The organism is Psychrobacter maritimus (assembly GCF_904846345.1).
Lineage (GTDB): Bacteria > Pseudomonadota > Gammaproteobacteria > Pseudomonadales > Moraxellaceae > Psychrobacter > Psychrobacter maritimus.
The window spans coordinates 400,209-423,503 of sequence record NZ_CAJHAJ010000002.1; the positions used below are offsets into that span (position 1 = coordinate 400,209).

The window sequence follows — 23,295 nt, forward strand, 5'->3', positions numbered from 1 at the left end:
AAACTATGGCCATCGATAATAACAACCCTTTAGAACAACAGAACAACCCCGAACCGAATGGCTCAAATAGCGAAGCTAGTACGCGCCGCCGTAAGAAACCGCGCCGTGATGGTAAAGGCAGTAATACCCAAAGCAATAAGACTTCTAAGACGAGCTTGAGTAAAAATAAAACCCGTCGCGCCGGTAAAGATGCGAGTCAAGACAGCCATGCATTGGCCACGCAAGCAATGGATCCTAATCTAAATAATTTAGACATAGGTGATGCTGAAGATAATGCAGCAGCAGAAGCTGAAGGTGGCATCAAAGCCATTGGCGATCAACGTATCATCCCATTTATGAAGTTAGAAAAGCCGATGGCACTTCTATCGCTGCTGATGGTGATTGGTAGTATTATCGCCATTGCCGTCAATGGTCTAAATCTAGGTCTTGATTTCACCGGCGGGGTTTCAGCAGATGTACGTTATGAGCAACCTGCTGAACAAGTCGAAGTGGTTAAAGCCTTGGCTGACAATGGTTTTGATGATGCCGTCGTGCAGTATTTAGGGACGCGTCAAGAGCTTTTAGTACGTCTACCACCACAGTCTGACAACGTCGACGGACTTAATGCCAGTCTGAGTAAAGCGTTGGCACTGCCTAATAATAATGTTGAAATCAGTAATGTTAATATTATCGGTAGCCAAGTAGGTAACGACATCTATCTAAGCTCAGTCATGTCATTGGTGTTGGCACTGGCCTGTATGCTGGGCTATGTTGCCTTACGTTTCCAGTTTAAGCTGGCGCTTGGTGCGGTACTGTCGCTATTCCACGATGCTATCGTGACCATCGGGATTTTTGCATTATTTGGTTTTCCGTTTGATTTAACCGTCCTAGCTGCTATTTTAGCCTTGATTGGTTATTCAATAAACGATACCATCGTCGTCTATGACCGTATCCGTGAGAACTTCCGCCGTGTCCGTGGTATCACGCCGCGTCAAACGGTTGATTTGTCACTGACAGAGACCCTACGCCGTACCATTATGACCATTTCAACGGTTCTGTTAGTAGTCCTTGCAATGCTATTCTTAGGCGGAGAGGGTTTATACTGGTTCTCAGTCGCCCTATTTATCGGTTTACTGGCAGGAACGTATTCATCTACTTATATTGCAAGCTCTATTCCTTTAAGAATGGGTTTATCACGTGATGACTTTATCGTTAAAGTAAAACCTGAGTTTGAAGAAGAAATCGTAACCTTTAATGATCCAAAAATGTATGAGCAAGATTAATGCTTACCTCAAAGGCAATAATTAGACCTTTTAATTATTAAGCTGCTAAGTTATTAAGCTGATAAGCGTTATCCTGACAAAAGCACCTAAACTCTAGGTGCTTTTGTCTTTATATTATTTATATTTTAAAGTTATGTAAAAAGTGATTACTAAACTTCTCTGCCTCGTTATATAAGCGACTAAGCTATGTCATCTACCTTACCGCCATGTACTATGCCGCCTATCGATACTCGCTATGCGCGCATTATCGCCATCGCCTTGCCAGTATTATTGGCCAACCTTGCGATGCCGCTACAAAGCGTCATTGATACAGCGATTGTCGGTAATATGAATGACACCGCTAAGCTTGCTGGTATGGGCTTAGCCATACAGCTGCTCTCTTTAATACTGGTCAGCTTTAACTTTTTGCAATATGCGTCATCTGGACTGTCGGCACAAGCATTGGGGCAACTGGCTAATAAAGATGCCCTTAACAATAACAATGCGCCATTAAACGCGTCTAACCGAACGCCATCACCGCTGTTGTCGATTTTGCAACGGGCTTTATTATTGGCCTTTATGATTGGCGCGGTTTTACTTATCGCAAAACCTTGGTTAATTGATTTTGGCTTGCAAGCGCTCTCCGCCAATCCTGATAGTGGCAGCGCGGCAAAGACTTATTTAGATGTACGTTTTTGGGGTGTTATCGCTGAGCTGATGAACTTTGCGTTTATAGGCTGGTTTGCTGGTCAAGGTAAGACCCGCTACATGCTTTATCAACAAGGATTTATCGCTATCCTTAATATCATACTGACCTTGTTTTTTGTTTATGTGATGCAAATGGGCTTGGTTGGGGTGGCGTTAGGTACGACAATTGCCTTTTGGCTTGGCGTAGTTTTGGCATTATGGCTCAGCCGTCGACATCTACAAATCTCTTGGCGAGCGTTATTGACCGCCAATAAAGAACACTTTACCAAAGATAAAATGCTTAGGCTATTTTCTTTAAATAAAGACATTTTTATCCGTACGTTAATTTTAACGGTAAGCTTTGCTTGGATTACCCGTCTATCTGCCCAAAGCGGCGATGTCATACTGGCCGCCAACGCCATCTTATTGCAGGTATTGAGTATCTCAGCCTTTGCCCTTGATGGCGTGGCAGTCTCTGCAGAAACCTTAAGCGGGCAAGCTGCGGGACGACGCGACTGGCCACGGTTTCGTATTATCGTAAAGCGCACAGGCGTGGTTAGCTACGGGCTTGCCATTATGCTAAGTGCGATATGGTGGTTTGCCATGCCGACTTATTTAGAATTGATGACCAATATCGAGCCGGTCTTTGCGCTTGCTTATGACTATCACCTTTATGCCGTGCTACTGCCGCTTGTGGGTGTTGGCGCTTATTGGTTAGATGGGATATTTTTTGGTTTAACGGCAGGTAGTGTCATTCGTAATGCCGCGCTTATATTGGCGGTTATCTTTTTCCCCTTAAGTTGGCTACTGTACCAACAATGGGATATGACCGGCATCTGGCTGAGCGTTTGGTGCTTATTATTATTAAGATTGATTATCCTCGGTGGGTTTTTATATCGTGCCCATCAGACAGGCAGTTATGAAAAATTGCAGCCTGAAGCCTAATCATTAAGAGCATTTAGCTAAAACGATGCTTGTATGATGAATTTAAAAAACAAGAAAAAAGACCATAAACGACAAATTAAAGTAAGAAAAAATTAGGATGTCACGTGAATACTCAATCAAATGAGATAAATCAAAATCAAGCCTACCACTACGATTGGGCGGAAGGCTTTAAAAAAAGCTTGCCAGTCGCCATGGGTTATCTGCCAGCAGGGATTGCCTTTGGCGTGCTCGCACAAGTGGCTGGTGTGCCAGTGTGGGCTACTATCATGCTAAGTGTGGTCTTATATGCAGGCGCGGCGCAATATGCTTGTCTACCGATGCTGAGTGCTGGATTACCGATTGGCAATATCGCAACCAACATTGCTGCTATTAACTTGCGTCATGTCTTTTATGGTATGCCGTTATTACAGTATCTACCAAAAAACAAAATAGCCAAAACTTATTGTTTATTCGCCTTAACGGACGAAACGTTTTCAGTGATGACCAGTTTGCCAAATGAGTCGCGACAATCATTGATACTGCCTATTAGTCTGTTTAATCAAAGCTGGTGGGTATTAGCTGGTGCAATTGGCGTGATGATTGGCAGCGCCCTAAGCGATTTAATACCGCATTTGGATTTTGCCTTGGTCTGTCTGTTTGCGATTTTAGCTTATGAGCAATTCCAAAGTATCAAACGCTATTTCCCCATTGGTATTGCCGTCATTGCCTTAGTGATTGCCTCGTTCTTTACTAGCAACTGGCTATTATTGGTAGCGATTACAATTTGTATGCTGATGATTTTAGCCCGTGGAGTTTGGGTGCAGCGCAGTGTGCAAGGAGGCAGCAATGAGCAGTAGTTACCTGATTTTTGCAACGTTCGCGATGGCCGCAGTGACGTTTATTACTCGCGCCCTGCCCGCCTTAATACCCAAAAAGCTACTGGATACACCGTGGCTACATCGCTTAAATGAAAGCTTGCCGCTGTCTGTGATGGTATTGCTAATCTTAACCAGTCTTTCTTATCAAGGTTTGTCAGGCAATGCGAGTTTAAATAGCGCAGAAGTACATTTATTAATGGCACAAATAGGCGCGTTATTATCAGTATTAGTCGTTTATCATCTTAGCCGTCAGTTACTGGTCAGTATGATCGTCGGTATCGCTGCAATTAATGGCTTTTTATGGCTATTTACGCATTTTTTAGGCTGATTAAAGGTTTATTGTATATAGTAGATTGACTTTAAAAAAGATACAGCGCGACTGGGATGAATTTTTCGTAGCCTCTGTGATAACAGCAAGCGAGGAAAATTTATACCAGTCGCATGTGGCTGTTAATTCATCAATTTTATTTCACACTGACTACATTTATTTTTGCCCATAAAAAAGGCTGCAATCTCAATGATTGCAGCCTTTCTATTTTGCCATTACTTTATTTTAAGATATTTAGTCTCTTACAGCTCTTCTACGCCCATCATATCGACTGGGGTATCAGCAACGATTTGTACACCCTTTTTACCAGTCTTGGCCGTGTCATTGCGCTGCTCTTGTAGATGCTCAAGATAGGCTTCGTTAATTTGTCCGGTAATGTAGCAACCGTTGAACACCGCACAATCAAAGCCTTCGACCTTGCTATGCTTAGTATCTTTAACCGCTTCAATCAAATCGTCCAAATCTTGGAAAATCAAGCGGTCAGCACCGATAATCTCGCGTACTTCTTCAACGCTATGACCTGAGGCGATCAGCTCGCTACGCACTGGCATATCGATACCATAGACGTTTGGATATTTAACCGGCGGCGCAGCACTGGCAAAGAATACTTTACGGGCACCGGCATCACGTGCCATTTGAATAATTTCATGACAAGTCGTACCGCGTACGATTGAATCATCAACCAAAAGGACGTTTTTACCTTTAAACTCAAGCGGTACCGCACTTAGCTTTTGACGCACTGATTTTTTACGTTGCTGCTGACCTGGCATGATAAAGGTGCGACCGATATAGCGGTTTTTCATAAACCCTTCACGGTACTTCACATTCATCTTTAGCGCCAGCTCCATCGCTGAGGTACGCGAGGTGTCAGGAATAGGAATGACCACGTCGATATCATGATCTTCGCCCCATTCAGCAAGGATTTTATCAGCCAGTTTTTCACCCATACGTAGGCGTGATTTATAAACAGAGATATTGTCCATAATAGAATCTGGACGGGCAAAATACACATATTCAAAGATACAAGGCGTGTATTCTTTTTGCTCAACACACTGATAAGTATGTATTTGATGATCTAAATCGATAAAGATAGCTTCGCCAGGCTTAACATCACGAACAATGCTAAAGCCTGAACCCGTCAACGCTACTGACTCTGAGGCGACCATATATTCTGTGCCGCCATTGGCTGCCATACGCTTACCGTAAATCAGTGGGCGGATACCGTTTGGATCACGGAATGCTAGCAAACCATGACCAGTAATCAGGGCAACCACGCCATAAGCGCCTTCAATACGTCCATAAACCGCGGTGACTGCTTCAAAGATATCAGCAGGCGTCGGATTGGTTTTATCCAAATTTTGCATCTCATGCGCAAGGACATTTAGCAACACTTCAGAATCTGAATCGGTATTTAAATGGCGGCGATCTTCTTGATATAGAGACTTAGCCAGACTTTCAGCATTGGTCAAGTTACCATTGTGCGCAAGGGTAATACCATAAGGCGAGTTGACATAAAAAGGCTGTGCTTCGGCACTACTTGAGGTGCCAGCGGTCGGATAACGGACGTGACCGATACCAAACTTACCCACCAGCTTTAGCATATGACGATTCATAAACACGTCACGTACCATGCCATTTTCTTTACGTAAATAAAGACGCCCGTCCTGTAAAGTCACAATACCTGCCGCATCTTGCCCACGATGCTGCAACATGGTTAAGGCATCATAAAGAATTTGATTGACTGGCTCATGAGCTGCGACCCCAACGACTCCACACATAGTTGTATCCTATTTTGTACCACACATTGATAACACAATAACGGCATAACTGCTGACAAAGTTATGGAACACATTGCCTGCCATTTACCGCCAAGCTGACGATTTTTCTGACTAAAAATCTTATAGATAATCAATAAGGCCTATTATCCATAAGACAAGTTGCTGATGATTGATAGAGGTGTATTTTACGAATATTAAAGCTGATTGAATAGCTTTTTATGAGCACTGATGACTGATGATTAGGACTGATTGACCTGATCCCACGCCAAGCCAAACATATCTGAGACCAGCTCTTTACCCATGGGGGCATAAGGCAGTAATTCAGGCGCGAGCACCGAGGTTTCCCATTGCGGCATTTGCACCAATAATGGCGCGCTGACGCTAAGAACCACTAAGACCATAAGGACGTTTTTTGCCGCCCCAAGTACCCCGCCCGCCACTTTATCAAGGACGCCAAGACGTAAGGTTTTGAGTACTCCGGAGAATACGAATGCAACTAGGTGCATGATGGCTAAGATGGCAATCACAATCACTAAAAAAGCCATCGCCATTTGCAAAACAGGATTTTCTACCATACCTGATAATTGCGGCGCAACGGAACCCGCCAATCGAGTGGCAGCAATAAGTGCAATAAACCAACCGACCAAACCGACAGCTGTCTTAATCAGACCTACCTGAAAACCACGCCATAAGCCAATCAGAACAACCACAGCAATCACAATGTCTAAACCACTCATGTTTATCGCCTCATTTGCATCTTATATCGGGTATTTCAGTGAAGGTGAAAAGCTTGCAGTTTTAACAATCTTTAAAAGGATTAACCTTCCATGGCATCGTAATAGCCACCGATGGATTGAATGCAAGACTGTACCAGCCCAGGCCCTTTATAAATAAGCCCTGAATAAAGCTGTACCATATCTGCACCTGCCTCGATTTTTTTGACGGCTTTAGCACCGCTATCGATACCGCCAACGCCAATCAACGCTACCTTACCATCCAGCTGATCGGAGAATTGTTGTAAAATCTGCGTACTAATGTGGCTGACCGGACGACCGGATAAGCCACCAGCTTGGTCACCATCGGGCAAATCTTCGACGCCTACGCGACTTAAAGTGGTATTGGTAGCAATCAAACCATCAATCTCAAAATCCAACAGCTGCTGGGAGATATAATCGACTTGTAACGGCTCTAAATCAGGAGCGACCTTTAACACCAAAGGCACATAAAAGCCATATTCGGTTGCCAGCTGATTGTGGCGGTTTTTAATAGTGTCTAATAATTGGGTTAGTGCTTCACCGCTTTGTAGGTCGCGCAAATTTTTGGTATTCGGCGAGGAGATATTCACGGTAATATAAGAAGCATGCGGATAGACACGCTCTAAGCAATAGACATAATCATCAGCCGCATTTTCAACAGGAGTCGCCGCATTTTTACCGATATTAATACCGATATTGCCTTTGTATTTGCAACGTTTGACGTTTTCAATCAGGTAATCAACGCCTTGATTATTAAAACCCATACGATTAATGATGGCATCGGCTTGCTTGATTCTAAATAGTCTTGGTTTGTCATTGCCGACTTGCGGCTTTGGCGTGACAGTACCCACTTCGATAAAACCAAAACCCAACTCTGCCAGCGCATCGATATAGTCGCCGTTTTTGTCCAATCCGGCAGCAAGCCCAACGGGATTGGCAAACTGCAAACCCATACAGTCGGTTGGCTGCATTGACTGACCATATACTAAGCCCAATACACGCGCTTTATGAGCTTTATCTAATAAAGATAAGGTCATCTCATGCGCGTGCTCGGGGTCCATATTAAACAAAAAAGGGCGAAGTAAGGCGTAAGACATAGTAATGACAGACCCTGCTTGAAAAGAAATGATAAATAAGAAAAACGAATGAGGTCAAGCGCTGCGATTATATCAGCTTAACTGAAATAAGACCAAAGTTTCATAGGACAAATTGCGCTAAATCATGCGAATAAACAATCGTTGATATTGCAAACGGACTCAATTAACCTAGTAATGAGTGGATATCAAAAAGCATTTTTTATTTAAGTCTATTGTTTATTCAACGCATTACTGCTTATTGATATGCATGCTTTTAGCTTACGGAACTGGGCGTCCATCAGTAAGCGCAATCCAACCGCGTACAATACGGTATAGATGCCAAATAAAAGTAAAGCCCATAATAATAAAGCCTAAACTGGCCAATAATACCGAGCCGATGGCAATATTATTACTGTCAGCAAACATACTTACGCCAAAACCACCTAGGGCAAATGTGATGATAAGCACACCAATGACAAAAAAGACGATGCTATACCAAAACGTCTTAATCTGCCAATCAAAATGCGTGGCAAGCCAAGTATTATCAGCGTCACGGCGTTTGGCATAATTCATAAAGATAGGCACAATCCACAGCAGTCCGGCGGTAAAATAGCTGAGCACATAAAGCAAATACGTGATGTGATTATAGGTAATCAAAGAACGGCGCTTATTATCACTCATCGTATTATTGTGATTGTTTATCATACGGTCACTCGTTATCTTCTGTGGCTAATAGCTATATTATTGTGGCAATTGAGCAAGGTTTCAATGCAGCATATTTTAAAATATAAAGGTGCTTAAACATCAACTTGTTAGGTGTAAAAGTTGTTAGGCATAAAGGTTGTTAAGCATACCTCTTAAGAAGTTACGGTCGCCTGTACCTGAATCGCTTTAGTGACCAAATCTTGCTGCATCGACAGTTGGGTAAATTGCCAACCTTGCTGCTCAAGCTTACCCAGTGCACCGCTCACCACCGCTTGGCTTGGATGCGTAAAGCTTAATTGCACCGCATCGCCAGCAGCAATGACCTGCGCATCGGCAATCCCTGAATTATTTAACAACACATTGATACTGCTAGCCGGCGGCATGGCATCTACGCCATCTGCAGTACTAGCCGCATTTAACGCATTGCTGTCAATGTTACCAGCTTGGGCACGTAACCAAAAATAATCGGCGACCTGCTCTTGATACTCACTTTTGCTAGCGTTTGCAGCTTGATGAACACTATAGCCGCCATAGCCACCGACAAATAACAGCAAAAACGCTGACAATAACAGCAGAGCTAATTGGTCGCGCGCAGACAATGCCTGCCAACGTATCATTAAGATACTTTGATAGCTACTCATGCGCACTGATAAAGCACCACTTCGAGGGCGAGGGTTAGTAGCAGTAGTGCTGCGTTTGGCGAGGCGCTGTAATCTTTTCATGGTTACCCTTTATTGCTGACGCTGCTATTGTTTGCTACCACATCAACGGTCACTTGACCACTAAACTGCCCTTGCTCATTACCATTCACTTGTTCTAATTTGGCGTTTAAGCCTTGGGCGACAAGCGTATTGGTAAATTGATCAAGACTGCCGCGGTCGGGCGCAATCAGCGTAAAGCTAAGCGCAGTTGGCTGCATGACTAACGCCTGCGCGCGTAATGACGACTGTTTAATCAACGGCGATATACGTGATAATACCGCTATGTGAGAATCAGGCGCTTGGCTGTCACTACGCAGTTTTGGTTGCAATTGCACTTGTAGCTTTGTGCGCGTACTAAGCGGCTCATTAGGAAACCAAGACTGATACTGGCTCGCAATCTCGGTTTTGGTCGCCGCTGTCGCCGCCTTATATTGATACCACTGCACCCCATCGGTCGCCATCTGCAATACCAATGCCGTTAGCGCGACCATCATCGCCACCCGTAGATACGGTGATAATTGCGAATCGGTTGATTTAATAAAAAAGTTCAGCGCATGACGTTCAGGATTTTCAAGCGGTTTAGGAGTAACGGGAAGCGTGGTTAATAGTAATTGATGCTCGGCAATCATTGCCGCTGTTTGAGTAGAGGCGCTGGCTGTGGGTGCAGGTTTTGTTAAATCAATATCAATACCATCACCAAGCGCTGGCTCATCAGCAAGATTTTCAGCAACACCGTTATTAGAAGCTTGATGAAAAACACTACTAGAGTCATCAAAGATGTCATCGATGGCTGGCAATAGCAGCACTTCGCTCAAATGCGGAAAACGCTCAAAGATTAAAGGCAAGTAACTGACTGCCATGCCTTGATGTAAGGATTGGCGCAGCAGCATGGTTTGTTGGTCTTGGTACAATATGATTTGCTGTCCTGCGCCCTCTTCTGGCGTTGGCAACAACAGAAAATCAGGCAGTAAAGCTATAATGTTCATGCCAGCGAGCTTGGCACTTTGCTGCCATGATTCGATATCGCTTTGAGCCAAAGCATAGAGATGATGGCTTGTATTTTCAGTCATTTGCCGAATGGCTAACTGCTCAACCGGCGTTAGAGAAGTTTCTTCAAATAAATACTGCTTACCGCTCATACCTAATTGTTTGAGCTGAGCAGTATTTAGCTCCGAATCCACTTGTAAGACATGGCTTGATGGAAAATACAGACAAACAGATTTTTGGCTATTGGTTTTATAGCTACCATAAATATCATGCAGCTGCTGCCAACCGTCAATCAATTGCCATTGCTTTATGTCTTCATGCCAGACCGCTAGTGGACTGTGCTGCGCTCGTAACCAAACATGTAACACCAAATGTGTCCTTAATTATCAAAGCTGTTGTTTAAAGCCATTGCTTATTGAAGCTGCCATTTAAAGCTGCGGTCTAGCAAAAATGTAGAAGGTTTTACGAGCGTTTGTATAGTCGATACTAAATAACATGGATACGTTATCTGACAAGGTGAAACTGGTACAAATTTTTCTAGCTTGCTGTGCCTACGCCAACAGAGGCTACAAAAAATTCATTCCAGTCTCACTGTGTCTTCTTTATATGGAGCTGACTATATTATTGATATTAATAAGGTTGTTGGGGAACAAAGCGATCAATCTCGGTTGCCATACCTGTCATCACAAAATCCATCTCAAACACACGTGCTTCTGCTAAAGAGAACGACTCAGGGTAATCACCTGTTAGCAGGCCAGCGATATGAGCAACGATAGACATATGACAGACGACCACCAGACACTCTGCTTCAATATTACCAATATCTATCAGCGCCTGACGGGCATCGTCAGACGGCGTGATATTTTCTTGTATTTGTGAGGGCACGTTAGGGGCGCGTAACTGTAATGCCGCTAGCGTCTGCTGCGCTCTCTTATAAGGACTCACGACAAAACAGTCAGGTTGATAATGAGTGGTAATATACTCTGCCGTTTGCGCAGCTTGCTGCTGACCAAAATCAGTCAGCTGACGCGCACTGTCTGGGCGCGTTTCATCTTCTGCTTGACCATGACGTACTAAGATAATTTTCATAATCTTAACCACCTTGTTTATTACTTTTACCTGACTATTTTTGATATAAATGCTATTTAACTATGCTGAAGCGACGTTTTGCTAAGTACTTTATTTATTATCGCCATCCGCTTTTTTATTTTTAGCATTTTTCGCATTGCTACTTGCTGTTTGCATTTGTGCCGTTAATGAGGCATTGCTATGGTCATGCTCCATGACAAACTCAACATCGCTACGGAAGCCCGCTTCCATAAGGTGTAAAGCAACGCCAAGTGCCGCTTTATCTTCATAAATGACTGCATGCAAGGCATGGGTAATCGGCATATAAATGCCTTCTTTGGTGGCTTTCTCATGTACCTGCTGAATGGTATTGACGCCTTCAGCGGTTTGACCCAGTTTTTTGACCGCCGCATCGATGGTCATACCGCGACCGAGCATATTACCAATACGGTAGTTGCGACTCAGCTCTGAGCTGCAAGTAGCATATAAGTCGCCGACGCCAGACAGACCTAAAAAGGTCAGCGGATTGGCACCAGCATGCACGCCAAAACGGCTCATTTCTGCTAAGCCACGGGTCAGTATCATGGCTTTGGTGTTTTCACCGACTTCATAAGCTGCCGCCATTCCCATTGCAATGGCATAAATGTTTTTGAGCGCGCCACCAAGCTCGACACCGCGAACATCATCACTGGCAAACACTCTAAAGAACGCACTGTGTAGCGCTGCTTGTACCGCATGGCGTAGTGGCTCAGAGTCACTGGCAATCACCGTAGCAGACGGCATGTTTTTCATGATTTCGATGGCAAGGTTTGGCCCTGACATTACGCCAAAGTTTACTTCTGGTAGCTCATCTTTAATAATATCACTCATTAAAGCGAAGGTATCTTTCTCCATACCTTTGGTCAAAGAAACGATAGATTGCCCGCTAATAAAGGGAGCGATACTTTTAAGGGTTTCTCGAAATGCAAGGCCTGGAACAGCTATAAAAATAATATCGGTATCTTTGACCGCCGCTTGTAAATCGTGGCTGTATTTGAGACGATCATCAAGCTTATAACCGGGCAGATATTTTTTATTGGTCTGCGTCTTTGCCATTGCTTTAACCGTACGCTTATTGCGTACCCACAGCGTGGTATCACAGCCATTGCGGGCGGCCAAGTTTGCCATTGCCGTACCAAAACTACCGCCACCTAAAAACGCCAGACGCAATTTGGTTGGATTATTATGAATTTCTGCCATGTTTTTTGCCACGGCAGATTCAACCGCGCTAGGATTGAGCTTCTTACGTCCAAGCCCAGATTTGGTAGCACGCTCAATAATACCTGACAGCAAACTGTTTTGTTTTTCAGCGGCTTTATTCTCTGCCTGACTGCTATCTATACTTTTGTCTTTATTTTTATCATTAGCGCTGGTCATATTCTTTTATCCGTGTTGACTGACTGAATTATGAGTAGATTTGATGCTGAGTATACAGGGACACTAACGGCATGTTTCAACAATTATTGATATAAAATCGCTATTTTAATCGAACAACCTGATTGATTTACTCATTATTCTCTTTAATGAGTGACTTTACCGCCGCATCTGCCCTGCCATGATATCTCTGTAACCCTACTACGCTATTGCCTTTATGACTCGAAGCGTAGCAATGGCTCAATATCAATGGGCTTGCGCGTGGGCATATCACAAGGACTGCTGCCAGTATAAACAAAAGCCGTGACATAATCATCTGCGCCAACGCCAAAATATTCTTTAACGGCAGGCTCATTACATAGCAAGCCTGTGCGCCAAACCGTACTAAACCCTTGGGCTTTTAGCGCCAAAATAAGGTTTTGCACTGCGGCGCCAGTGCTTAGCATTTGCTCAAAAGGTGGCACTTTTTTATGCACTTGCATTTGGGTAACGACCGTAATAATCACCGGCGCACGTAACGGCATATTATAGGTTTTTTGGCGAGATTTCTCAGACAGCGCCTCACCCTCTTGTGCCGCTTGTGCTTCAGCGGCTGCTAAAAAGGCACGACCCAAGTCATGACGGGCATTGCCTTGGGTAACAATAAAGCGCCATGGTTGCAGTTTTTTGTGATCAGGCGCGGTAACCGCACAATCGATAGCCGCTTTAATCTGACTTTCTGTTGGTGCCGGAATACTCAGGTTGCCGATGCTGCGTCTCGACTTAATCCAATTAATCAGCTGCTCATCGGTCACTTGCGCATTTGTCACTAGGGGGCTTTCGGTATTATTTTGCGGCGCGCTTTGACTTGATTGCTCAGCGCTACTATCGTTATTCTCTTCTAAGCTGTCTGCTGAATTACTCATAATGTATCCTTGTTTTTTATTATGCTGCATCCGTATCTTCGACTCGATGCTCCATTCTTAAGTAATCTTCTGACTGCATCTCAAGCAGGCGTGAACGTGTACGCTCAATCTCAAACGCTAACTTCTCTCCTTGATACAGCTCAAGAATAGACTGCTCTGCTCGTACCAGTAATTTTACGCGGCGATCATAAAATTCATCAACCAGATAAATAAAACGGCGGGTAGGATCACGCAAATTATCATCTAAAGCGGGTACGGCATTGATTAAGACGGTGCTAAACTCTTTGGCAATTTCAATAAAATCAGACGCTGAGCGTGGCTCCATACATAAATGACGGAAGTCACAGAATAAAATATCTTCGGTACGCGCATTAATTCTAATTTCACGACCATTGATAGTAATAGGCTCATTGCTGATTTTTTGATTATTAGATAAGCTGGCGAAACGGTTAGCAAGCCAATGGTGATTGGCCTTAGTCAAAGGCGATTCATATAGCTCCGCCTGCTGCAAGACACGCAGGCGATAATCAATGCCAGAGTCAATATTCATTACCGTCGTATGGCGCTCAACTTCGGCGATAGCCGGCATAAAGCGGTCACGGTGCAGACCATCTTTATAGAGACCAGACGGCTCAATGTTTGATGTGGCGACCAATGTCACGCCACGATTAAATAGCATGGTAAACAAATCACCCAAAATCATGGCGTCGGAGACGTTGGAGACAAAAAACTCATCAAAGCAGATAATCACTGCTTCTGCATAGATAATATCCGCGACTTTTTCCAACGGATCGCTCTGACCTTGCAGATTATTTAACTCTTGATGGACGCGCTGCATAAAGTGATGAAAATGCTGGCGCATCTTACGCTCAATGGTTAAAGAGTCGTAAAACATATCCATCATCCATGTTTTACCACGTCCTACCCCGCCCCACATATACAAACCTTTGGGCGCGACGGGCTTTGCTTTTAAAAAGCTAAAAAAGCCTTTTTTTTGTTCGACGCTACTATTGAGCTGATGATAAAGCTCATCTAAATAGCTCATCGCCTGATATTGCTGCTCATCTCGAGTAAACTCATCAGTGCTAATGGCCTGCTCATAACGTTGCAAGGGAGATAAACTCATAATACGACTCATCATTAGACAAAATAAATATAAAAATGGTGGATGTTATTTACTTAACCATATTAAAGCGGAAATTCTATCGCTAATTAGCTACACAACATCGTGTGGTAATATCTAGACAATCAACTATTTACTACCAAAGCTATGTTCTTCTAACAAGCCTTTAAGCTCAGATAAACGCCCGTGGAAAAAGTGCCCAGCGCCATCAATGACACTAACCGCTAACCCTAAGCGTTCAGCAAATTCCTGCATACTCGCCGGCGCAATAACATTATCTTCATTCCCGTATATCTCAAAAGTTTTCTCAACGGGTAAGGTAATGTCACTGTTGTCATTTTTTTCAACGGATGGCGCGATAAGGGCAACTTTTTCTATCTCAAAATCACTCAGCCCCCAAATATGCGGCGACACCATGACTTGCTCAGCAACACGTGCCGTTACATAACCGCCAAAGGAAAACCCACCTAGCCATAGCTTGCGTGCATTGGTTTGCTCTGCAATCCATTGTAGCACGGTCATTGCGTCTACTACTTCCCCTTCCGCATAATCGTGCTCGCCAGTTGACTGCCCGACACCGCGAAAGTTAAAACGTACCACATGCATGCCATTATCACGCGCAAATCGATACATGGTCGTGACTACCTTATTATTCATCGTACCATCGAATAAAGGATTAGGATGGCAAAGCAGCGCCACCGTATCGGTATTGGGATCGTTAGGATTGTCTTGTTGCCAGAGTGCATCAACTTCGAGCACGCCAGCAGGAGCAGGAATCAGTTGCATAGAATTACTTACTAATTAAGAATGAATAGTCCAATTATCCTAGATATGGTTTATATTTCAAGTGATTTGCTGTGTACTGGTGCTGTTTGTCTCATTTTGGAGTGACGGTAAGGAACAATCACCTTGAATAACTGCTGATTTCAGAAAAATCTCTACTGTCTCATTGCCAATATGACATATACCTGCAATATCAAACACAATAACAGCCTAGACACTCAAGAGTACGATAGGTTAGATTCATACTGTTTATTTTTTATGTTTAACTAACAGCCTTTTAGGAAACAGTTATGAATACTTTTAATAAAACCTTGACTTTAACGGCAACATTAGCAGCGGCGTTAGCGTTAAGCGCTTGCCAAAGCACGCCTTCTTCGCCGGTTATCCAACGCGCCAATTCTATTTATGAAACCACTGGCATTGCCGATACCAAAGTAAAAGCCCAGCAAAATGCGATAGACAGCGCGCAAAAAACCTGCCGAAACAAGCAGGTAATTATCGTTGATGACAAAGTAAAATATAATGGTATTTTAAATGAGCAAACGGGCCGTATGATTGGGCAAGCGGGCGCGGTCATCGGTTCGATATTTGGTACGGGCTCACCGGACTTGTCACGTAAAGATGATTATGAGTATATGATTAATTTCCGTTGCCAATAAGACAGTTTATTATTTAGCTTTTAGCTTTTAGCTTTTAGCTTTTAGCTTTTAGCTTTTAGCTTTTAGCCAATAAGTTTGCGAGATAGATAGTATATTCATCGCGGCTTATTGGCTTTACTTTTTGTAGCGGCACTTTTGAGGTAAACTATCCTAACTAATGTCCCATACATTCAAATCAGTCTATAACTAGTGGCTACTTGCGACTGGTAGAAATTTTCCTTGCTTACTGCTATCACAGAGGCTGCGAAAAATTCATCCCAGTCGCACTATATTATTGATTTTAAAGTGGCTCTACTATAAAAGGGACTCTACTATATAAGCAGCCCGTTTTTAAACCTTCTTACCTTTGGTCTATTATTATGCGCAAACCCAACCTGTCACATACGAAACAAGCTAAGGTTTTAGCGCCTGCCAAAGATTTAGCGACCTTGGAGGCCGAACTGGCTGAGCAAGAAAACAGCCTCGAAGTCAGTTTAGAAGATACTGTCTTACGGCTGAGCGACTATCTATCGGCGGTCGATATGGTTATCAAACAAACCTTTAATCACCGCGTATGGGTAAAAGCTGAGATTCGTAATTTATCAAGTAAAGGTGGGCATTATTACTTTGAGCTGGCAGAAAAAGATGACGACGGCAAAGTCATTGCTAGCTGCCGTGGTAACCTTTGGCGCTTTAAAGCCGCACGCGTCTTAGCAAAGTTTGAGCGCGCAACAGGCATGCCGCTTGACCGTGATTTGACCGTATTACTCAAAGTATCGGCAGGCTTCCATGCGCAATATGGCTTTTCACTCACCATTGAAGATATCGACCCAAGCTATACTTTAGGCGACTTGGCACGGCAATATGCCGAGATGGTCGACCGCTTGACTGGCGAAGGCTTATTAAACCTCAATCAGCAATTATCTATTCCATTTGATATTGAGCATGTCTTAGTCATCGCCCCTGAAAAAGCCGCCGGATTAGGCGACTTTCAAGCCGACGCTGACCGCTTAGCTCGTACAAGGGCCTGTCACTTCCATTACCATCACGCTACCTTTCAGGGCAATCACGCGCCAAGTGAAATCCGTCAAGCTATCGTCAGCGCCCAGCAGCAGTTTTATGATACTTATCAGCGCCTGCCCGATTTGTTAGTCATTATTCGTGGTGGCGGTGCCGTTGGTGATTTAGCCTATCTCAACGATTATGAGCTGGCCGCGCTCGTTGCCGAGCAGCCTATCCCTGTGTGGGTCGGTATCGGTCATGAGCGTGACAAAGTTATCTTGGATGAAGTGGCGCATACCAGCTTCGATACGCCGTCAAAAGTCATTGCCGCTATCATGGCGCATTTAGCGCAATTGGTCACGCAAACGCTGCAATACCAAGCGCAAATCAAACAGGCAGCGCAGCGTCAATTAAACACTGCTGAGCAACAGACGACACGCCAGTTGAGCCAAATACAATCGCAAACGATTGGTCAATTGACCGCCCTGCAAAAAGACAGTGATTATGCTTGGCGTAGTATTCAGCAAAGCGCTCAGCGACAGGTGAAGCAAGCTGCTAGACTAACCAGCGATTTGCGCACGCAAATTCAAACCTCCGCTTATCAGCAGTTAGCAAGCGCATCTACACACAGTCAAAACAATAAAAAAACGATTATGCACAGTGCGCAGCAGCAGTTGCTACAAGCACGACGTGATAGCGAACATCTGCGGGATATTGTACTCTTGCATCGTCCTTCTCGCGTGCTTAAACAAGGCTATACCATACTGACTGATGCAAAAGATAAAAAAATACTAACCAGCAGTACGCAGCTTTATGCTGAGCAAACGGTACATATCGTCTTAAAAGATGGTAAGGCAAAAGCACAAATTATTGATGTAAAGAACAATTAGTTATAGTCTATTTGCCATAAAAATACAGAGCTGCTGGGATAAGTTTTGCGCCGCCTCTGGAGTGACGAAGTCACACAGCAAGCAAGGAAAATTTATACCAGCAGCAGACTCCTGCAACTAAAATATTTAACAACTTTTTATCTACTTTTCTTTCTATATTTTTTTCTTAAACTAATGTGAATATTAGGAAACCTTATGACAACCCCTGCTCGCAAACGTAAAAAAGCCGCCCCAAAAACTTTTAAGGCGGCTTATGATATTCTAAAAACCAATGCCGTCGAACTACAGCAACAAGATGAGCCAGACATTGATAATCTAATGACGACTGTTGAAGAATCGATTGCCGCTTATCGCGTTTGCGAAACCCGTATCAATGCGGTACAGCAAGCTCTAGATGCCGCCTTCGCTGAAGAAGATAACACAGAGAATAGCGACATTTAAGTTAAGCCAATTCTACTCTGGCTCATCGACTTCAAACACTTGGCGCAAATAGGCAAGATAGGTATCGTTATTGATCATGGTCTTGCCTGGACTGTCTGACAGCTTAGCAACTGGCTGTCCATTGCATTCAACCAATTTTAAGACGATGTTTATCGGGGTGATGCCCATGTCATTGGTCAAATTGGTGCCAATACCAAAGCTGGTTCTTATTTGACCTTTAAAGTACTGATGTAAATCCCAAGCTTTATTTAAATCCAAACCATCACTAAAGGTTAAAATTTTGGTTCTTGGATCTATCTTTAATTTCTTATAATGAGCAATAGCTTTATCGCCCCAAATATACGGGTCGCCACTATCATGACGCAAACCATCGAAAAGCTTGGCAAAATACAAATCAAAGTCGCGTAAAAACGCATCCATACCAACGACATCGGTCAGCGCAATACCCAAATCACCACGATATTCATGTACCCATGCTTCAAGCGCGGCTTTTTGTGAATCACGCAAACGCACATCCAATGCCTGAAATGCCTGCATAAACTCATGTGCCATCGTTCCTATCGGCGTCATGCCGAGTTTTTTTGCCAAATAAACATTGGAAGTTCCACTGACAATTTTTGGTTCCGCTTTATGTAAAGTCTCAACCACATGAGCTTGCCATACTTTACTAAAACGTCTACGAGTCCCAAAGTCAGCGACGATAAACGGCGGTGTCGGTCTATCACGGCTGTAATTTGCTTGTTCTTCTGCATAGCGATGCAACAAAGCCACTTTTTCATCAAGCCTACGCTGCCCTTCTTCAATGACGCTGGCATTTGATAACGCCCTAAAGTACAGCTCATTGACTATCGCTAAGACAAACACCTCAAAGAACATCGCCTGAATCATCGGCCCTTCAATATCGATACATAAACGATTTTTGTCATCGATACTGACTGTGATAAAACGACGTTTTAGCTTAAATAATTCCAAATAATCCACGAAATCTGAGCGCATAAAGCGCAACTTACGTAAATATTCCAGCTCATCTTCTAAAAATCGCAATTCACATAAGCTGTCTAGCTGTTGCTCTAAATCTTCTTTGATATCAGCTAAAGGATAAACCGTGTCTTGATTATTGCGGCAGCGGAAACGATAAACACCATGGGTCTGCGGAAACTGATGCAGCATGGCTTGCAGCATGGTAAATTTATATAAGTCGTTATCGAGTAAAGAAGTAATAATGGGTTCAAAAGTTTTAGAAGTATGAGTAACGGTCATGTTACAGCCTTAAATACAAAAATGAAAAGCCGCCAAACAAAGCGAGCGACGAAATAGGTATCAATAACTATCAAGGTGTTAATAATAGAAAACGTTAAGATTTTGAGTATAACGAAGTTTGTCTCATTTTTCATAATTCAACGGTTATAACAGCAAAAATACAACGATAATAAACGTATTCATCATGTGGCTATAGCCTATAAATTTGAAACATCAGCCATAAAAAAGACGTTAAGCCTATACTTAACGTCTCTTCATGAGTTTAATTATCAAGGTTAATCATTAAGGTTTTGCAGGCTTTACCAATTTTACCAAGGGCGCATAGCCTGACTGCGGCATCACATCGACTGGGATAAACTGTAACGCCCCGCCATTGATACAATAACGCAGCCCGCCACGGTCTTTTGGTCCATCAGGGAATACATGACCCAAATGCGAGTCTGCTACCCGTGAGCGAATCTCAGTACGCACCATATTAAAGGCGGTATCGTCGTGTTGGGTAATGACTTGCTTATCAATTGGCTTGGTAAAGCTTGGCCAACCGCAGCCAGACTGGTACTTGTCGGTTGATAAAAATAATGGCTCACCGTTTACGACATCGACATAAATACCCGGCGCAAATAAATTGTCGTATTCATGACTAAAGGCGCGCTCAGTACCGGCATCTTGCGTGATATTGTATTGTGCTTTGGTTAGGGTATTCTTCAGCGCACCTTTATCAAAGCCCGCATAGCGTTTAGGATCTAAGGTTTCAGCGACCGTATTTGCAGGCGCAAGCTTGGTACGCGCAGTGCCTTCCGGTTTATCATCGGCGAGGCTTAAATCGACATGACAATAACCATTAGGGTTTTTGGCAAGGTAATCTTGATGATACATCTCAGCCAAGTAAAAATTATCCAGCGGTGCGTTTTCTACTACAACTTTTTGTTTATACTGGCTTTGCACACGTTTGAGAGCAGCATCAATCACCGCTTTGTCTGCTTTATCGGTGTAATAAACGCCAGAACGGTACTGAACGCCGCGATCATTACCTTGCTTATTAAGACTGGTTGGATCTATCACGCGTAAGTAGTATTTCAAAATAGTATCAAGATCGGTTTTATCCGCATCATAGGTTACTTTTACAGCTTCGGCATGACCTGAGCCACGAATGACTTGCTCATAGCTTGGATTGGCTGTATCGCCATTGGCATAGCCTGATACCGCATCGACGACACCTTCGACGCGTTCCATATAAGCCTCAACGCCCCAGAAACAGCCACCTGCTAGATAAATTGATCGCGTATTAATCGCCTTACCTTTATCGTTATAATAAACGCCATCTTTTTGCTTAATGGTTTCAATCTTACTATTGTTATCTAATGCTTGGGCGTTTGCCGGTTTGGCATTGCCTGCTTTTAGTTCGGCAAAATCATTATCAGCGTTTTCAGCGAGGGCATAAGCTTGCTCTGCCGATATATTGCCTTTTACCAAATGTACCAAGTTGCCATTTTTATCGAGTATCGCCCAGCTAGGATACACTTGTACGCCAAGCTTATTAATCAGCTCACCTGAAGCGTCAGACAATACTGGCAGCTTAGGATAGTCGGCTTGCACGCCCGCATACCAAGTACTGAACTCACCATCAGCTTTTTCATTGAGATGACCAGGACTGGCAACGGTGACCACATTTAAATCCGCAAATTTAGGATCGGTACGCCACTCTTCGGTTTCTGCAAGCGTCCCTAGGCATAACGGGCACCAGCTTGCCCAGAATTTAATCAAAGTTGGTTTATTAGGGTCAATGACCGCAGCACCTGTTTTGCCCAAGCCCTTTGTTAATTGCGGCAACGCCTGCATTTGCCCAAGCATGTCAGACGGTAACATATCACGTGAGCTTTTCACGCCCCTGTTTTGGCTACCTGTATTGGCGCTACTACTGGCATTGCTCTTAGCATTGTTTTCTGCGCTACTCATTTGCCCACAAGCAACCAATATCCCTGCACTTAATACGGTCGTCACCCCAAAAGCGCTGACATTTTTTAGCCAACGCGCTGCTGCACGCGGTGAAGAGGTCGCTAAATCACTAGCGTTGATGCGCTCATGATAACGGATTTTTTTCTGCGACTTATTATCTTGTTTATCAGGTAGCATGGTGGATCCTTTTTACGAAGTCTTGCGAGCAAATACTTAGTTTGAATGGTCTTTTATGGTTTTTTATAGGCTTGTTATGCTGTTTATTAGGGTAATTATGCTTAGACTAAATGCGTTAGGAGCGCTATAAAATCTAGACAGGATATATATAAAGGTTATGAGATAAAGGCGGTTAGGTTAATTAAGGATAGCTAGAATTTAAGATAATAATAAGACACTTATCTACATTAGATTATCTTAATAGTATAAACCTATAATGGAGTTTCCTTTAAGATTTAATGACAGCTCACTACACTTTTTTAACAACGCAGTAAGGTTGTTGATATAGAAATTAGAGATATGGGAGTAGTAGCAATAATGATGCCTAGTGACTTTTGCTTAGTGACTGTTTATCTAGTGACTTTTGCTTAGTCACTTTTTGTTTAGTTACTTTTATATGAGGCTAAATGAGAGGAAAATCAATATCTGCAAACAAATCAATCTCTTATCTAATTATTTCACACTTAAAAACCCACTATTAGAATCAATTTTTTGCAGCAGTTAATTTAAAAAATTAATTATTAAGTAAGTCTGGCATTTGATTGAATTAACTTTTAGCCCTCATAAACTGTGCAACATAATCATCGGCTGGATTTTGGCGTAATTCATTTGGTGTACCCGTTTGCACTAAGCGTCCACCATTTAAAATACTAATACGCTGACCGACTTTGACGGCTTCATCGATATCATGAGTGATGAAGACAATGGTCTTATTGAGCCGTGCTTGTAGCTCAAGTAATTGGTCTTGCAATTGCGCACGAATGAGGGGGTCAAGCGCGGAAAATGCTTCGTCCATCAGCAAGATTGGATTATCCGTCGCCAAAGCGCGCGCAAGACCAACACGCTGCTGCATACCACCCGAAAGCTCATCAGGATAGCTATGCTCTAGGTTGGGAAGCCCGACTTCATGAAGCCAATGCCGAGCAACTTCATGACGCTCGCTCACACTCATCTTACGCACACGCAGACCGTAAGCGACGTTTTGCATCACCGTCATATGTGGCACTAAACCAAAGTGCTGAAATACCATGCTGACCGTTTGCTGCCGATAATGTTGTAGCTCCTTATCATTAAGCTCTAAAATATTAATAGCCGAGTTGATATTGGCAGCGGTTTGGGACGAACCTTCCTCTGCTATCGGGCTTTGCGCATTGTCCTTATTTTTTGCATTGATATTGGTATCAACCCATATTTTGCCACTGGTTGGATCAATCAATCGATTGATATGGCGTATCAAGGTTGATTTTCCTGAACCTGATAGCCCCATAATACAATGCAGCTCGCCCGCCTTAATATCCAAATTAATATCATATAGCCCGACCGAGTAGCCCGTTTGCTCCTTGACCGCAATGCTATCCATACCTTCAGCCAATAATGCCAATGCAGACTGTGCTTGCGAGCTATTGGCATTATAAATCTTACTGATGTTCTCTAGCTGGATATGGTTCATCGTTGCTCTCACTATTTGTATTTTTTATTTGCATTGTTTCGTGATGGTCACTTTTACTGCTTGTGATATTCACTTCTAATATGGAGCACA

21 protein-coding genes are annotated in these 23,295 nt (G+C 43.4%); 7 read left to right on the plus strand and 14 right to left on the minus strand.

Going from position 1 to position 23,295, the window contains the following annotated elements; all coding sequences use genetic code 11:
* Positions 1–5: 5 nt before the first annotated feature.
* The 4 genes from secF to JMX50_RS04490 all read left to right on the plus strand — a co-directional run bounded on the left by secF (position 6) and on the right by JMX50_RS04490 (position 4,058).
* Positions 6–1,262, plus strand: a complete 1,257-nt coding sequence (secF, locus tag JMX50_RS04475; protein WP_201628586.1) for a protein translocase subunit SecF — start codon at positions 6–8, stop codon at positions 1,260–1,262.
* Positions 1,263–1,448: 186 nt separating this feature from the next.
* Entirely contained in the window at positions 1,449–2,873 is a 1,425-nt protein-coding gene (locus tag JMX50_RS04480; protein ID WP_201628587.1) for an MATE family efflux transporter, read from the plus strand.
* A gap of 104 nt (positions 2,874–2,977) precedes the next feature.
* Entirely contained in the window at positions 2,978–3,709 is a 732-nt protein-coding gene (locus JMX50_RS04485; RefSeq protein WP_201628588.1) for an AzlC family ABC transporter permease, read from the plus strand.
* Entirely contained in the window at positions 3,699–4,058 is a 360-nt protein-coding gene (locus JMX50_RS04490) for an AzlD domain-containing protein (RefSeq protein WP_201565356.1), read from the plus strand. Before JMX50_RS04485 ends, JMX50_RS04490 begins: the two co-directional genes overlap by 11 nt.
* Before the next feature lie 242 nt (positions 4,059–4,300).
* On the opposite strand, the gene purF is transcribed toward JMX50_RS04490, so the two are convergent.
* The 11 genes from purF to JMX50_RS04545 all read right to left on the minus strand — a co-directional run bounded on the left by purF (position 4,301) and on the right by JMX50_RS04545 (position 15,355).
* Entirely contained in the window at positions 4,301–5,836 is a 1,536-nt protein-coding gene (purF, locus tag JMX50_RS04495) for an amidophosphoribosyltransferase (RefSeq protein WP_201565357.1), read from the minus strand.
* Positions 5,837–6,075: 239 nt separating this feature from the next.
* Positions 6,076–6,573 carry a CvpA family protein gene (locus tag JMX50_RS04500; RefSeq protein WP_201624314.1) on the minus strand — a complete coding sequence of 166 codons (498 nt, stop codon included), beginning with the start codon at positions 6,571–6,573 and terminating at the stop codon, positions 6,076–6,078.
* A gap of 80 nt (positions 6,574–6,653) precedes the next feature.
* Positions 6,654–7,688 (minus strand): quinone-dependent dihydroorotate dehydrogenase, encoded by a 1,035-nt coding sequence (locus JMX50_RS04505; protein ID WP_201628589.1) that lies wholly within the window; start codon positions 7,686–7,688, stop codon positions 6,654–6,656.
* Between the two features lie 258 nt (positions 7,689–7,946).
* The gene (locus JMX50_RS04510) at positions 7,947–8,372 is read right to left on the minus strand and encodes a DUF4870 family protein (RefSeq protein ID WP_201628590.1); all 426 of its coding nucleotides are present in this window, start codon (positions 8,370–8,372) and stop codon (positions 7,947–7,949) included.
* Between the two features lie 152 nt (positions 8,373–8,524).
* Positions 8,525–9,094, minus strand: coding sequence for a type II secretion system protein GspM (gspM, locus tag JMX50_RS04515; RefSeq protein ID WP_201628591.1), 570 nt, complete (start codon positions 9,092–9,094; stop codon positions 8,525–8,527).
* 2 nt (positions 9,095–9,096) lie between these two features.
* The gene (gene gspL / locus JMX50_RS04520) at positions 9,097–10,428 is read right to left on the minus strand and encodes a type II secretion system protein GspL (protein WP_201628592.1); all 1,332 of its coding nucleotides are present in this window, start codon (positions 10,426–10,428) and stop codon (positions 9,097–9,099) included.
* Positions 10,429–10,690: 262 nt separating this feature from the next.
* On the minus strand, positions 10,691–11,149 hold the full coding sequence (locus JMX50_RS04525; RefSeq protein ID WP_201628593.1) for a SixA phosphatase family protein: 459 nt from the start codon (positions 11,147–11,149) through the stop codon (positions 10,691–10,693).
* A 90-nt stretch (positions 11,150–11,239) separates the two neighbouring features.
* Positions 11,240–12,544: an NAD(P)H-dependent glycerol-3-phosphate dehydrogenase gene (locus JMX50_RS04530; RefSeq protein WP_201628594.1), complete on the minus strand. Its 1,305-nt coding sequence runs from the start codon at positions 12,542–12,544 to the stop codon at positions 11,240–11,242.
* Between the two features lie 212 nt (positions 12,545–12,756).
* Complete coding sequence (locus JMX50_RS04535) at positions 12,757–13,446, minus strand: nitroreductase (RefSeq protein WP_265088578.1); 690 nt, start codon at positions 13,444–13,446, stop codon at positions 12,757–12,759.
* A gap of 19 nt (positions 13,447–13,465) precedes the next feature.
* Positions 13,466–14,572: a cell division protein ZapE gene (zapE, locus tag JMX50_RS04540; protein ID WP_201628595.1), complete on the minus strand. Its 1,107-nt coding sequence runs from the start codon at positions 14,570–14,572 to the stop codon at positions 13,466–13,468.
* Positions 14,573–14,698: 126 nt separating this feature from the next.
* Positions 14,699–15,355, minus strand: coding sequence for an alpha/beta hydrolase (locus tag JMX50_RS04545; RefSeq protein ID WP_201628596.1), 657 nt, complete (start codon positions 15,353–15,355; stop codon positions 14,699–14,701).
* Positions 15,356–15,642: 287 nt separating this feature from the next.
* On the opposite strand from JMX50_RS04545, the gene JMX50_RS04550 reads away from it, so the two are divergent.
* The 3 genes from JMX50_RS04550 (at position 15,643) to xseB (ending at position 18,323) form a co-directional block, all read left to right on the plus strand.
* The gene (locus JMX50_RS04550; protein WP_201565367.1) at positions 15,643–16,011 is read left to right on the plus strand and encodes a hypothetical protein; all 369 of its coding nucleotides are present in this window, start codon (positions 15,643–15,645) and stop codon (positions 16,009–16,011) included.
* A 359-nt stretch (positions 16,012–16,370) separates the two neighbouring features.
* Positions 16,371–17,882, plus strand: coding sequence for an exodeoxyribonuclease VII large subunit (gene xseA / locus JMX50_RS04555; protein ID WP_201628597.1), 1,512 nt, complete (start codon positions 16,371–16,373; stop codon positions 17,880–17,882).
* Positions 17,883–18,077: 195 nt separating this feature from the next.
* Positions 18,078–18,323 carry an exodeoxyribonuclease VII small subunit gene (gene xseB / locus JMX50_RS04560; RefSeq protein WP_201628598.1) on the plus strand — a complete coding sequence of 82 codons (246 nt, stop codon included), beginning with the start codon at positions 18,078–18,080 and terminating at the stop codon, positions 18,321–18,323.
* A 12-nt stretch (positions 18,324–18,335) separates the two neighbouring features.
* On the opposite strand, the gene pncB is transcribed toward xseB, so the two are convergent.
* The 3 genes from pncB to JMX50_RS04575 all read right to left on the minus strand — a co-directional run bounded on the left by pncB (position 18,336) and on the right by JMX50_RS04575 (position 23,205).
* Complete coding sequence (gene pncB / locus JMX50_RS04565) at positions 18,336–19,583, minus strand: nicotinate phosphoribosyltransferase (protein WP_201628599.1); 1,248 nt, start codon at positions 19,581–19,583, stop codon at positions 18,336–18,338.
* 282 nt (positions 19,584–19,865) lie between these two features.
* Positions 19,866–21,716: a bifunctional peptide-methionine (S)-S-oxide reductase MsrA/peptide-methionine (R)-S-oxide reductase MsrB gene (msrAB, locus tag JMX50_RS04570; protein ID WP_201628600.1), complete on the minus strand. Its 1,851-nt coding sequence runs from the start codon at positions 21,714–21,716 to the stop codon at positions 19,866–19,868.
* A 586-nt stretch (positions 21,717–22,302) separates the two neighbouring features.
* Positions 22,303–23,205: an ATP-binding cassette domain-containing protein gene (locus JMX50_RS04575; RefSeq protein ID WP_201628601.1), complete on the minus strand. Its 903-nt coding sequence runs from the start codon at positions 23,203–23,205 to the stop codon at positions 22,303–22,305.
* Positions 23,206–23,295 lie beyond the last annotated feature (90 nt).